Origin of the sequence: Streptomyces sp. NPDC001568, from assembly GCF_042893755.1 — a bacterium.
In the GTDB taxonomy this organism is placed as follows: domain Bacteria; phylum Actinomycetota; class Actinomycetes; order Streptomycetales; family Streptomycetaceae; genus Streptomyces.
This window is the reverse complement of the sequence record NZ_JBIAVF010000009.1, coordinates 80025-92770: the sequence shown is the minus strand read 5'-3', so window position 1 is coordinate 92770 and position 12746 is coordinate 80025. Positions and strand designations below refer to the sequence as shown.

General features: G+C 73.9%; 9 protein-coding genes. 5 read left to right on the top strand and 4 right to left on the bottom strand.

Annotation, left to right across the window (positions count from 1 at the left end):
• Positions 1-4 precede the first annotated feature (4 nt).
• The gene (locus tag ACFY0I_RS18180; protein WP_388896428.1) at positions 5-2356 is read left to right on the top strand and encodes a bifunctional salicylyl-CoA 5-hydroxylase/oxidoreductase; all 2352 of its coding nucleotides are present in this window, start codon (positions 5-7) and stop codon (positions 2354-2356) included.
• Between the two features lie 70 nt (positions 2357-2426).
• Here the strand turns inward: ACFY0I_RS18180 and ACFY0I_RS18175 are convergent, their stop codons facing one another.
• The 3 genes from ACFY0I_RS18175 to ACFY0I_RS18165 all read right to left on the bottom strand — a co-directional run bounded on the left by ACFY0I_RS18175 (position 2427) and on the right by ACFY0I_RS18165 (position 5819).
• Positions 2427-3266, bottom strand: a complete 840-nt coding sequence (locus ACFY0I_RS18175) for a GNAT family N-acetyltransferase (protein WP_388896425.1) — start codon at positions 3264-3266, stop codon at positions 2427-2429.
• 137 nt (positions 3267-3403) lie between these two features.
• On the bottom strand, positions 3404-4204 hold the full coding sequence (locus tag ACFY0I_RS18170; RefSeq protein ID WP_388896422.1) for a PaaX family transcriptional regulator C-terminal domain-containing protein: 801 nt from the start codon (positions 4202-4204) through the stop codon (positions 3404-3406).
• A gap of 4 nt (positions 4205-4208) precedes the next feature.
• Positions 4209-5819, bottom strand: a complete 1611-nt coding sequence (locus tag ACFY0I_RS18165; RefSeq protein ID WP_388896419.1) for an AMP-binding protein — start codon at positions 5817-5819, stop codon at positions 4209-4211.
• Between the two features lie 127 nt (positions 5820-5946).
• On the opposite strand from ACFY0I_RS18165, the gene ACFY0I_RS18160 reads away from it, so the two are divergent.
• Together ACFY0I_RS18160 and ACFY0I_RS18155 are read left to right on the top strand one after the other, a co-directional pair.
• Complete coding sequence (locus ACFY0I_RS18160; protein ID WP_388896416.1) at positions 5947-7071, top strand: acyl-CoA dehydrogenase family protein; 1125 nt, start codon at positions 5947-5949, stop codon at positions 7069-7071.
• The gene (locus ACFY0I_RS18155) at positions 7068-7466 is read left to right on the top strand and encodes a RidA family protein (RefSeq protein ID WP_388896413.1); all 399 of its coding nucleotides are present in this window, start codon (positions 7068-7070) and stop codon (positions 7464-7466) included. Before ACFY0I_RS18160 ends, ACFY0I_RS18155 begins: the two co-directional genes overlap by 4 nt.
• Before the next feature lie 24 nt (positions 7467-7490).
• Here the strand turns inward: ACFY0I_RS18155 and ACFY0I_RS18150 are convergent, their stop codons facing one another.
• On the bottom strand, positions 7491-8861 hold the full coding sequence (locus tag ACFY0I_RS18150; protein WP_388896409.1) for an aminopeptidase P family protein: 1371 nt from the start codon (positions 8859-8861) through the stop codon (positions 7491-7493).
• Between the two features lie 172 nt (positions 8862-9033).
• Between ACFY0I_RS18150 and ACFY0I_RS18145 the strand changes: the two genes are divergently transcribed.
• Together ACFY0I_RS18145 and ACFY0I_RS18140 are read left to right on the top strand one after the other, a co-directional pair.
• Positions 9034-11451 carry a collagenase gene (locus ACFY0I_RS18145; protein ID WP_388896406.1) on the top strand — a complete coding sequence of 806 codons (2418 nt, stop codon included), beginning with the start codon at positions 9034-9036 and terminating at the stop codon, positions 11449-11451.
• Positions 11452-11542: 91 nt separating this feature from the next.
• Positions 11543-12679: an NAD(P)/FAD-dependent oxidoreductase gene (locus ACFY0I_RS18140; protein WP_388896404.1), complete on the top strand. Its 1137-nt coding sequence runs from the start codon at positions 11543-11545 to the stop codon at positions 12677-12679.
• Positions 12680-12746 lie beyond the last annotated feature (67 nt).

The window sequence follows — 12746 nt, the reverse complement described above, 5'->3', positions numbered from 1 at the left end:
CCGGATGACCGCGAGCGCCCTGCGGGTGGCCGTCGTCGGCGGGGGGCCCGGCGGTCTGTACACCGCCGCACTCCTGGCCCGGCAGGGCCACCTCGTCGAGGTCTGGGAACGCCGGGCCCCCGACGACACCTTCGGCTTCGGTGTCGTCCTCTCCGACGAGACCCTCGGCGGCATCGAGCGCGCCGACACCGTCGTCCACGCCGCGCTCGGCGCCGAGTTCGTCCGCTGGGACGACGTGGACGTCGTCCACCGCGGTCGACTGCTCACCTCCGGTGGCCACGGCTTCGCGGCACTCGGCCGGCGCCGGCTGCTGGAGATCCTGCACGAGCGCTGCGCCGGCCTCGGGGTCCGGCTGCGCTTCCGCGCCGACGCCCCCGACGCCTTCGCCCTCGCCGCCGGCCACGACCTGGTCGTCGCCGCCGACGGGGTGCACAGCGCCACCCGTACGGCCGGCGCCGCGCACTTCCGGCCCACGGTCACCGAAGGACGCTGCCGCTACATCTGGCTCGCCGCCGACTTCGCCTTCGAAGCGTTCCGCTTCGAGATCGCCGAGACCGAGCACGGCGTGATGCAACTGCACGCCTACCCCTACGCCGCCGACGCCTCCACCGTGATCGTCGAGATGCGCGAGGAGGTGTGGCGGGCGGCCGGGTTCGACCTCTGCGACGAGGACGAGTCGGCGGCCCGCTGCGCCAAGACCTTCGCCGACGCCCTGCGGGGCCGGCCCCTGCGCGGCAACCGCTCGGCCTGGACCCGCTTCCCGACCGTGACGTGCGGGCAGTGGTCGCACGCGAACGTCGCCCTGGTCGGCGACGCCGCGCACACCGCCCACTTCTCCATCGGCTCCGGCACGAAACTCGCCGTCGAGGACGCCCTCGCGCTCACCGACGCGCTGGAAGCGGCGCGGGCCGCCGGGCACGGCGTACCCGAGGCCCTCGCGGCGTACGAGCAGGACCGGCGCCCGGCGGTGGCCAGCACCCAGCGGGCGGCCGCCGCCAGCATGCGTTGGTTCGAGGGGATCGACTCGTACGTCGGCCAACCGGCCCGGCAGTTCGCCTTCAACCTGCTCACCCGCAGCCGCCGCGTCACCCACGACAACCTCCGGCTGCGCGACCCCCGCTTCACCCGCGCGGTGGAACGGGACTTCGGCTGCCCGCAACAGGACGCGCCGGATCCGCGGGACGCGCGGGTCGCGCGGGGGGAAGCGCGGGACGTGCAGGACGTGCAGGACAGGCGGGACGCGACCGGCCCGGGAACGCCGCCGATGTTCACCCCGTTCACCCTGCGCGGGCTGACCCTGCGCAACCGCGTCGTCGTCTCGCCCATGGACATGTACTCCGCACGGGACGGGGTGCCCGGGGACTTCCACCTGGTCCACCTGGGCGCGCGGGCCCTGGGCGGAGCCGGTCTCGTCATGACCGAGATGGTCTGCGTGAGCCCCGAGGGCCGCATCACGCCCGCCTGCGCCGGCCTGTGGACGGCCGACCAGGCCACCGCCTGGAAGCGGATCGTGGACTTCGTGCACACCTCCGCCCCCGGCGCGGCCCTCGGCGTCCAGCTCGGCCACTCCGGCCGCAAGGGCTCGACGCGCGTCATGTGGGAGGGCATGGACGAACCCCTCCCGCAGGACAACTGGCCGCTCGTCGCTGCCTCCGCCCTGCCCTGGAAACCGGGCCTGTCCGCCGTCCCGCGCGCCCTGGCCACCGACGACCTCGGCGCGATCCGCTCCGAGTTCGCGGCAGCCGCCGTACGCGCCGCGGACTGCGGCTTCGACCTGCTGGAACTGCACTGCGCCCACGGCTACCTGCTGTCCGGCTTCCTGTCCCCGCTCACCAACCACCGCGACGACGCCTACGGCGGCCCCCTGGAGAACCGGCTGCGGTTCCCGCTGGAGGTCTTCGACGCGGTCCGCGAGGTCTGGCCGCAGGACCGCCCGACGACCGTCCGCCTCTCCGCGACCGACTGGGCCCCCGGCGGTACCACGCCCGAGGAGGCCGAGCGGATCGCCGCCGCGTTCGCCGCCCACGGAGCCGACGCCGTCGACGTGTCCACGGGCCAGGTGGTGGCCGACGAACAGCCCGAGTACGGGCGCTCCTACCAGACCCCGCACGCCGACCGGATCCGCAACGCCCTGGGCATCCCCGTCATCGCGGTCGGCGCCATCTCCTCCTGGGACGACGTCAACTCCCTGCTCCTGGCGGGCCGCGCCGACCTGTGCGCGGTCGGCCGCCCCCACCTCTACGACCCGAACTGGACCCTGCACGCGGCTGCCGACCAGGACTACGCGGGCCCGGCCGCCCCCTGGCCGGACCCGTACCGCGCGGGCAGCCGCAAACCTCCGACGGGCCGGGGCTGACGGTGTGAGCCAGAAATCCCCGATCAGCCCTGGAGGGTGAGGAATCCCTTCCCGTCAGGGAGGGGAGGATTCACACCGCTTCCAGGTGGAGCCGGTCGTCGAACGGGACGTAGCCGAGGCGCTGGTAGACGCCGTTGCTGGTCGGGTTGGCCAGGTCGGTGAAGAGCAGCACCTCGCGCGCGCCGGCCGCGTGCGCCCCCTCGGTCGCGGCGTGCGTCACCCCGGCCGCGTAGCCCCGCCCGCGCTCCCCGGGCGGGGTGTACACCGGGCCGATCCGGGAGGCGGAGCCGATCGGGCGGGAGAATCCGGCCACGGACACCGGGGTGCCCGCGTGCTCCCACAGCAGGAAGCCGCCGTACGAGATCCGGTCGCGCAGGGCCGCCGGGGAGGCCGTGCCGGGGCTGTCGACCTCCCGGTTGAACTCCGTGACCCACTCCAGCAGCAGCGGCAGGTCGGCCTCCCGCGCGGGCCGGGCCCGCCCCGGCGGCAGCGGGCGCGGGGCGGCCAGGGTGCCCAGCCGGTACAGCCGGGTCTCCTCCACGACCCGGACCGGCGCCCCCCACGCCCCGGCCAGGATCCGCGCGTCCGCGCTGCGGGCGTCGAAGCCGGCGACCCCCGCGAGCAGCGGCTCCGAGGTGAGGGCGGCCCCCAGTGCCGGTAAGGCTTCCGGGGGCAGTGCGCCGAGCAGCAGGGGGAACGGCGGAGTGCGCAGCAGGCCGCCGGCGACGACCCCGTCGGAGCCGGTCCACCAGCCGAAGACGGGGTCGGTGGGGCCGTGGGCGTGGGGGCCGCGCCGCTCCAGCGAGTCGGCGACGGTCAGCAGGATGGTGTTGACGACGGGCTGCGCGGCCACGGCCGGGCGCGCGACGGCCAGGAAGGCCGTCAGATCATTGCTGAAGGTCCAGGTCATGACCCATCGTGCCCGGCCCGTGGGGCCCCGCGCACCGGAGTTTCCACCCGGCCCCACCCGGCCCCGCCCGGCCCCGGCAGGCGTTCGCGGCGGGGCGGCCCGCGCGGGACACGGCCCGCGCCCGCGCCCCGAGCGCCCTACTCCCGCACGAACAGTGCGCCCGTCTCCCGCAGCCGGGCGTGGAGCTCGGCGAAGACGGCCGCCGCACGGTCGCCCGGCCAGTCCGCGGGCAGCAGCTCGCGCGGCAGCCCCGGGTCCGCGTACGGCAGGCGCCGCCAGGTGTCCAGGGCCGGCAGGTACGTCCGGTACGCCTCCTCGGGCGTCGGCTCGGAGCCCGATTGCAGGGCCCGCAGGGCCGGCTCGTGCAGGTCGAGGAACTCCTCGTGCTGCTTGGCCAGCGCCGCCAGGTCCCACCAGCGGGCCACGGCCTCGGCCGTCGGGGCGAAACCGAGGTGGCCGCCGCGGAACAGCTCCACGTACGCCGTCAGGTGCAGCCGCTCCAGCGTGTGGCCGGTCTCCCCGGCCAGGTGCGCCGGGGCGATCCACACGCCCGGGGCGACGGCCCCGAAACCCAGCCGGGCCAGCCGCGAGCGCAGCAGGTGCCGCTTGTGGCGCTCCTGCTCCGGGACGGAGAAGACCGCGACGAGCCACTCCTCCGATACGGGCACGTCGCCGTAGATCCGCCGGTCGCCGTCCTCCAGCAGCTGGCGGGCCTCCTCGGACAGGGCGTATGCGGCCGCTCCGTCCGCGGCCCGCGCGGGCTCCAGGAAGCCACGCCGCTTCAGACGGGACACCGACGAACGGACGGAGGGCGCGTCGACCCCGGCCGCGCCCAGCAGGCGGACCAGGGCGGACACCGGTACGGGACCCTCGAAGGACCGTCCGTAGGCGCCGTAGAAGGTGACGATCAAGGATCGCGGAGTGTGCTGCTCGGCCACGGGTTCACTCTAGATCGCGCAGCCGGAACCGTTGAAGTTTGCCGGTCGCGGTCCGCGGCAGCGCCGGCAGGAAGACGAAGGAACGCGGGCACTTGTGCGGGGCCAGCTCACCGCGCACGAAGGTCCGCAGCGCCTCCTCGCTCAGCACCGCGCCCTCGCGCAGCACCGTGTACGCCACCACCACCTGCCCGCGCCGCTCGTCGGGCCGGCCGACCACCGCCGCCTCCACCACGTCCGGGTGGCGCAGCATCGCCTCCTCGACCTCGGGACCCGCGATGTTGTACCCCGAGGAGATGATCATGTCGTCGGCCCGGGCGACGTACCGGAAGTAGCCCTCCGCGTCGCGGACGTAGGTGTCGCCGGTCAGGTTCCAGCCGTCCCGTACGTACTCGCCCTGCCGGGGGTCGGCCAGGTAGCGGCACCCCACCGGCCCGCGCACCGCCAGCAACCCCGGCTCGTTGTCCGCCACCGGCCGCCCCGAGGGGTCCACGACCCGGGCCTGCCAACCCGGCACCACCCGGCCGGTCGTACCGGGCCGGATGTCCTCGTCCGCCGCCGAGATGAAGATGTGCAGCAGCTCGGTCGCCCCGATGCCGTTGATGATGCGCAGGCCGGTGCGCTCGTACCAGGCCCGCCAGGTCGCCTCGGGCAGGTTCTCGCCCGCCGACACGCAGCGGCGCAGCGCGGACAGGTCGTACGCGCCCGTGTCGTACGGGCCGAGCGTGTCCAGCATCGACCGGTAGGCGGTGGGCGCGGTGAACAGCACGGTCACCCGGTGTTCCGCGAGCGCCGGCAGCAGCACCCGGGGCGCGGCCTGCTCCAGCAGCAGCGCGCAGGCACCGGCGCGCAGTGGGAACACCACCAGCCCGCCGAGCCCGAAGGTGAAGCCGAGCGGGGGACTGCCCGCGAACACGTCGTCGGGGCGGGGACGCAGCACGCCGGCCGAGAAGGTGTCGGCGACGGCGAGCAGGTCCCGGTGGAAGTGCATGCAGCCCTTGGGGCGGCCGGTGGTCCCGGAGGTGAACGCGATCAGCGCCACGTCGTCGGCGGAGGTCTCCACCGCCTCGTACGGCGCCGGGTGGGCCTCGGCCAGCCGCAGCAGGTCGTCCGGGGCATCACCGCCGTACGCGGTGATCCGCAGGCCCGGGACCTCGGCCTTGGCCAGGTCGTCGAGGGCGCTCACGTGGCACACGGCGTGCCGCACCCTGGCCATGGCGCACACCGTGGCCAGCTCTTGCGCCCGCTGCTGGGCCAGTACGGTGACGGCCACCGCGCCCGCCTTCATGACCGCCAGCCAGCACGCGGCGAGCCAGGGCCCGGTGGGGCCGCGCAGCAGCACCCGGTTGCCGGGGACCACCCCCAGGTCGACGGTGAGGACGTGGGCGAGGCGGTCCACGCGCTCGCGCAGTTCCCCGTACGACCACACCTCGCCCGAACCGCTGCGGAACGCCGGCCGGTCCGGCCCGAACCGGGCGATCGTGGCGTCGAGCAGCTCGGCCCCGCAGTTCAGCCGGTCGGGGTAGGCCAGTTCGGGCAGTTCGAACAGCAACTGCGGCCAGGCGTGTGCCGGCGGCAGGTGGTCCCGGGCAAAAGTGTCGGCGTGAGCGGAAGGCATGAGCTCCAAGGCGGGTTCGCCCCCTTGCAACGTCCGGATTGAGGTGGAGCCGGCCGTGCGGTCGCGTCACGAGCGTATCGTGATGGTGACGGCAGTCAACAGGACGCGATAGAACTGGGGCATTCGGATGACCGGATTCGCGCTCGGGGCGGAAGAAGAACAATGGTGCGCCGGGCTGCGCACCCTGGCGGGGGAGCGGCTCAGGCCGCTCGCCGAGAAGGGCGAACCCGGCCGGGTCAACCGGCCGCTGCTCGCGGCCCTCGGTGAACTGGGCCTGCTGGACAAGGTGTTCACCGCCGGTGCGCTGGAGCTGTGCCTGCTGCGGGAGTCCTTGGCCTACGGATGCACGGAGGCGGAGACCGCGCTGGCCCTCCAGGGCCTCGGCGCCCACCCGGTCCTCGGCGCCGGCACCGCGGAACAGCGGGATCGCTGGCTGCCGGGCGTACGGGAGGGCAGGACGGTCGCGGCCTTCGCGCTCAGCGAGCCGGGGGCCGGCTCGGACGCGGCGGCCCTGGCCCTGGCGGCCGAACCGGACGGGCCGGGCTGGCGGCTGACCGGCGCCAAGTGCTGGATCTCCAACGCCCCCGAAGCGGACTTCTACACCGTGTTCGCCCGGACGGGTGAGGCGCCGGGCGTCAAGGGCATCACCGCCTTCCTGGTCCCGGGGGACCGGGAAGGGCTGACCGGCGAGGCCCTCGACATGCTGTCGCCGCACCCGATCGGCTCCCTCGCCTTCGACGGCGTGCCCGTCGGACCCGAGGACGTCCTCGGGGAACCCGGGCAGGGCTTCCGCGTCGCGATGAGCACGCTGAACCTGTTCCGGCCGAGCGTCGGCGCGTTCGCCGTCGGCATGGCCCGGGCGGCCCTGGACGCCACCCTCGCGCACACCGCCGGTCGGACCGCGTTCGGCGGGGTCCTGGCCGACCTCCAGGCCGTGGCCCACCGGGTCGCCGAGATGGCCACCCGCACGGAGGCCGCCCGGCTGCTGGTCTACGCCGCCGCCGGAGCCCACGACCGGGGCGCGCCCGACGTCCCCCGCCGGGTGGCGATGGCCAAGCTCCTCGCCACCGAGACCGCCCAGTACGTCGTCGACCACGCGGTCCAGCTGCACGGGGCGGCCGCCCTGCGCAGGGGCCACCTCCTGGAGCACCTCTACCGGGAGGTGCGGGCACCCCGGATCTACGAGGGCGCCAGCGAGGTGCAGCGCACGATCATCGCGAAGGAGCTCTACCGGGAGGTGGCGGCCCGATGAGCCTGGAACGCGTCAACCCGCAGGAGCTGTCCCCGGCGACCGGCTTCTCGCACGCGGTCGTCGCCGGCGGTGGTCGGCTCGTGTTCCTGGCGGGCCAGACCGCCCTCGACGGCGCCGGGAAGGTGGTGGGGCGGACCCTGCCCGAGCAGTTCGAGCAGGCCCTGACCAACCTGCTGGCCGCCCTCGCCGCCGCGGGCGGCGCCCCGGCCGACCTGGCCCGGGTCACCGTGTACGCGGCGGACGTGGCCGCCTACCGGGAGCACGCGGGCGAACTGGGCCGCGTATGGCGGCGGTTGGCGGGCCGGGACTATCCGGCGATGGCCGTGATCGGCGTCGTACGGCTGTGGGACACCGAGGCCCTGGTCGAACTCGACGGCATCGCCGTGCTGCCCTGACCGGGGCCCCGGCGCGCACGCGAGCTATCCCTCCAGGAGGGTGCCCATCCACTCCTCGATGCCCGCGACCGTGCGGGGCAGGGCCGCGGACATCAGGCGGGCGCCGTCCGAGGTGATGACCAGGTCGTCCTCGATGCGCACGCCGATGCCGCGCAGCTCGACCGGGAGGGTCTCGTCGTCGGGCTGGAGGTAGAGGCCGGGTTCCACGGTGAGGACCTGGCCCTCCTCCAGGACCCCGTCCAGGTAGGCGTCGGCCCGCGCCCGCGCGCAGTCGTGGACGTCGAGCCCGAGCATGTGGCCGCTGCTGCACAGGGTGTACCGCCGGTGCAGGTCGCCCCGCGCGTCCTTCAGGACGCCCCATTCGGCCAGCCCCTCGGCGATGACGCGCATCCCGGCCCGGTGGAAGTCGCGGAAGCTTGCGCCCGGGCGCAACGCCGCCATGCCGGCGTCCTGGGCGGCGAGCACCAGTTCGTACACCTGCCGTTGGACCGGGGAGAAGCGTCCCGACAGGGGGAGCGTGCGGGTGATGTCGGCGGTGTACAGGGTGTCCGTCTCGACGCCCGCGTCGAGCAGCAGCAGGTCGTCGCCGTTCAGTCGGCCGTCGTTGCGGATCCAGTGCAGCACGCAGGCGTGGGCGCCGGAGGCGGCGATCGTGTCGTAGCCGGTGCCGTTGCCCTCGGCCCGGGCGCGCAGGCCGAAGACGCCCTCGATCCAGCGCTCGCCGCGCGGGTGGGCGAGGGCGCGCGGCAGGGCCCGTACGACGTCCTCGAACCCGGCGGTGGTGTGGTCGACGGCCCGTTGGAGCTGGTCGACCTCCCACGCGTCCTTGACCAGCCGCAGCTCCGACAGGGCGCGGGCCAGCTCGGGGTCGGTGGAGGCGTCGCGGGCGGGCGGGGCGCCGAGGGTGTCCAGGTGGGCGCAGCGGATGCCGGTCAGCCGTTCGGCCTCCGCCAGGTCGGGGCGCCGGCCGACCCAGAACTCGCCGTAGCGGCGGTCGCGGTAGAACTCCTCGTTGCCGCCGGCCCGGGGCGAGCGCGGCCGTAGGTGGAGCACCGCCTCGTGGCCGCTCGGCCCGGCGGGCTCCAGCACCAGGACGTGCCCCACCTGGTCCTCGCCGGTCAGGCCGGTGAGCCAGGCGTACGCGCTGTGCGGGCGGAAGCGGTGGTCGCAGTCGTTGGAGCGGACCTTCAGTTCGCCGGCCGGTACGACGAGCCGCTCGCCCGGGAAGAGCGCCGAGAGGCGGGCCCGGCGTGCGGGGGTCACGGAGTGGGCGGGGACGCGGGCCGTGTCGGGCAGCGGGGAGGCCGCCCAGTCCGCCGCCATGAAGCGGGACAACTCGGCTGATACCGGCAGGTCGTGACTGCCGATGTGGAGGCCGGAGGGGTGGTCGGTCACGGAGGCTCCCTCAAGAAGTACCGAACTGGTGGGCGCACAGGTCTTGTCAGTGCAATTTCACATTACTATGTTACAGCTCACACCTCGGCACGTTAATCCCCGTCAAACGCCGTGTGACGCAGGGCAGTTCACGCACCACTTCCCCCACCTCCCTCCCAACCAGGAGTTACCGGTGTCCCAGCACAGAGCTGTGCGTACGTCCCTCCTCTCCGCCGCCGTGGCGGTCACCCTCCTCGCCACCGCCGGCCAGGCCGTGACCCAGGCGTCCGAGCGGGGCACCCCCGCCGCCGCGAGCGGCGCCTTTGCGCCCGCCACCTTCGGTCCGGCGGCCCCGGCCGGCACGCCGAACCCCTTTGACGAGGTCGACCGCCTCGCCAACGCCAAGGAGCCCGTCGAGGCGCCCGCCCTGGCCCCCGGCGGCAAGGCCGCGGCCGGCGGTCAGGTGCCCGGCGCCGCACCGGTCGCCTCGGCGCCGGTGTCCGCCGCCGCCTCCGAACGCTCGGAGAAGAGCCGCACGTCGGCCTCCGCCGCGGCGGCGCCCGTGGCGCGGAGCGTCGCGGCGGGCGTCCCCTGCACCCTTGACGGGATCACCAACCTCACCCCGGAGCAGTTCGCCGACTTCCTCGGCGACCAGGCCGTCCTCGCCGACGGCTGCCTGCGGGGCCTCATCTGGACGTGGGACGCCCGCCTGACGCCCGTCATGTCCGACGCCCACGTCCAGGCGGTCTCCCGCCGGATCTCGACCCTCTCCGCGGCCCACGACGGCCGCAACTCCTCACACCTGGAGGAGATGTTCACCTACCTGCACGCCGTCGCCTACCACGACTACGCACGTTCCGAGATCGACGTCACCGACGCCCCGACGGTGAACGCCATGCGGCAGGCCATCGCCGACTTCGGCGCCGCCGCCCGCACCTTCGACGCCACCCGGACCAACGCCAACACCCTGCGCGAGGCCCTCTACGCGGCCAGCGCGCCGGGCCTGCGCCACCACCAGCTCGGCCTGATCAAGAAGGTCCTGGCGACGATGGACCCGGCCCACCCGGCCACCCACCTCGACTCCGCCTGGGCGGGCGCCGCGCTGGCCGCGCTCTCCGTCAACTACCTGGGCGTCTACCCCGGCAACCAGGACGCCGCCTTCCACGCGGCGGCGGCGGGCGACCCCTCGTACCGCGCCGCGTTCAAGGCCTTCGCGACCCACACCCACCTCAAGGGAACCGGCAACGCCTGGGTGGTGCGCGACGCGCTCAGCGAGTACGCCCGCTTCGGCGAGATAGCCGGCCTGCGCGCCGGCATAGCCGCCGACCTCGGCGGGATGCTGGAGCAGGTCAAGCGTGACTTCGGCAACGGCAGCGAGCAGTGGGCCAAGCTCGTCTCCTGGCTCAACTACTACGACGCCTGCAAGCCGTACGGCGTGTGCAAGGAGGACATCGAGAAGCAGATCTTCCCGTACACCTACACCTACGACAACGGCGCCATCAAGGTCCGCACCGGCCTCGACCGGGCCACCGTCGACCAGCTGTACTACGCGAGCAAGCAGGTCAAGGCCCAGTACCACCGGGTGCTCGGCACCGACCAGCCGCTCGCCGGCGACCCCAACTCCACGCTGAACATCGTGCTGTACGGCTCCCGCGCCGACTACGAGAACTACCACCCGATCCTGACGGGCTACGACACCAACAACGGCGGCATCTACATCGAGAACGGCGCCACGTTCTACACCTACCAGCGCCGCGTCCCCCAGGACTCCTCGCTCACCCTGGAAGAGCTCTTCCGCCACGAGTACACGCACTACCTCAACGGCCGCTACGCCGTACCCGGCTTCTTCGGCGAAGGCCCCTGGTACGAGAGCGACCGTACGACCGCCATGGACGAGGGCACGGCCGAGTTCTTCGACGGGGCCACCCGCGACAACGGCATCGCCGTCCGCAAGTCCCTCGTCAAGAGCATCATCGCCGACACGGCGAACGGCGGCCCGCGCATGACCGTCGAGCAACTGCTCAACGCCACCTACGACGGCGACGGCTTCCGCTTCTACAGCTACGCCGGGACCTTCTTCGAGTTCCTGTGGACCGAGAAGCCCGCGCTGCTGCGCGAGATGTACACCCACCTGCGCGCCAACGACGTCGCGGCGTACGACTCCTGGCGCCACCGGACGGGCGCGGACACCTACCTCCAGCGCGACTACACCCGCTTCCTGGACGCCCAGATCGCCAAGGTCGACCAACTGCACGTACCGAACACCACCTTCACGCCCAACGACCGGCTGCGCGACTCCGCGCTCGCCTCGGTGAAGTCGACGTTCGCGACGGCCACCTACAACACCCCGGACTGCGTGGAGAACGGCGACCCCGGCAAGCGCCGGTTCACGTGTACGGGTCGGATCAGCGCGAACCTGAAGAACTGGCGCAGCGACGACCAGAACTTCAAGGACATGTCCGAGACGGTCGACTACTTCATCCTCGACCGGGCCGGCGCGGCCTCCAACAACCTGGCCGACATGAACTGCTCCTTCGGCCCGGTGGAGATCTGGACCAACAGGACGGCGGGGACCTCCTCCTACAGCTGTGAGGGTCCGCTCCGCAGCTGATCAGCGCCCGGGCCGGTCCCTCATCCGAACGGGGGGAGGGACCGGCCCGGGGATCCTAGGCACCCTCAAAAGAATGTGACATATTACTGCCGTGTCCCAGACCCACTCCCCGGACGTCGTCATCATCGGCGCCGGTGTCGTCGGAGCCGCGTGCGCCTACTACGCGGCGCGCTCCGGGCTCTCCGTGGCGGTCGTCGACCGCGGTTCCGTCGCGGGCGGCACGACCGGCGCCGGGGAGGGCAACCTGCTGGTCTCCGACAAGGAAGCCGGCCCCGAACTCGACCTGGCGCTGCTCTCGACCACCCTGTGGCGCGAACTCGCGGCCGTCCTCCCGTCGGAGACGGAGTACGAGGCCAAGGGCGGCCTGGTCGTCGCCCCCGACGAGACCACCCTCAAGGCCCTGCGCGGCTTCGCCGACGGCCAGCGCGCCTCCGGAGTCGTCTCCACCGAGATCGGGCCGGACGCCCTGCACGACCTGGAACCCCACCTGGCCCCGGGCCTCGCGGGCGGCTTCCACTACCCGCAGGACGCCCAGGTCCAACCGGCCAGGGCCGCCGCCCACCTCCTGGCCGCCTCGGGAGCGACCCTCCACCTGGGCGAGGAGGTCACCGAAATCCTCCTGACCGACGGCGCCGTGCGCGGGGTCCGCACCCCCCGCCGCACCCTGCACGCCCCGGCGGTGGTCAACGCGGCGGGCACCTGGGGCGGCCACGTGGCCGCCCTCGCCGGCGCCGGCCTCCCGGTCCTGCCCCGCCGCGGCTTCGTCCTCGTCACCGAACCCCTGCCCCGCGTGGTCCGGCACAAGGTCTACGCCGCCGACTACATCGCCGACGTCGCCAGCGGGTCCGCCGCCCTGCAGTCCTCGGCCGTCGTGGAGGGCACCCCGGCCGGCCCCGTCCTCATCGGCGCGACCCGCGAACGCGTCGGCTTCGACCGGAGCCCGTCCACCGAAGCCCTGCGCCGACTGGCCCGCCAGGCCGCGGCCCTCTTCCCGGTCCTGACCGACGTCCGCGTCCTGCGCGCCTACCACGGCTTCCGCCCCTACCTCCCCGACCACCTCCCCGCGATCGGCCCCGACCCCCGCGTACCCGGCCTGCTCCACGCCTGCGGCCACGAGGGCGCCGGCATCGGCCTGGCTCCCGCCACCGCCGCCCTGATCACCGCCACCCTCACGCACACCCCCCCACCCCTGAACCCCCACCCCTTCCGCCCCCACCGCTTCCCATGACCACCGACGAGAGCCGGTGCGGGCGGGCGGCGAACCGGCCGGGGTCCGGGTCGGGGCGGGGGCCGAC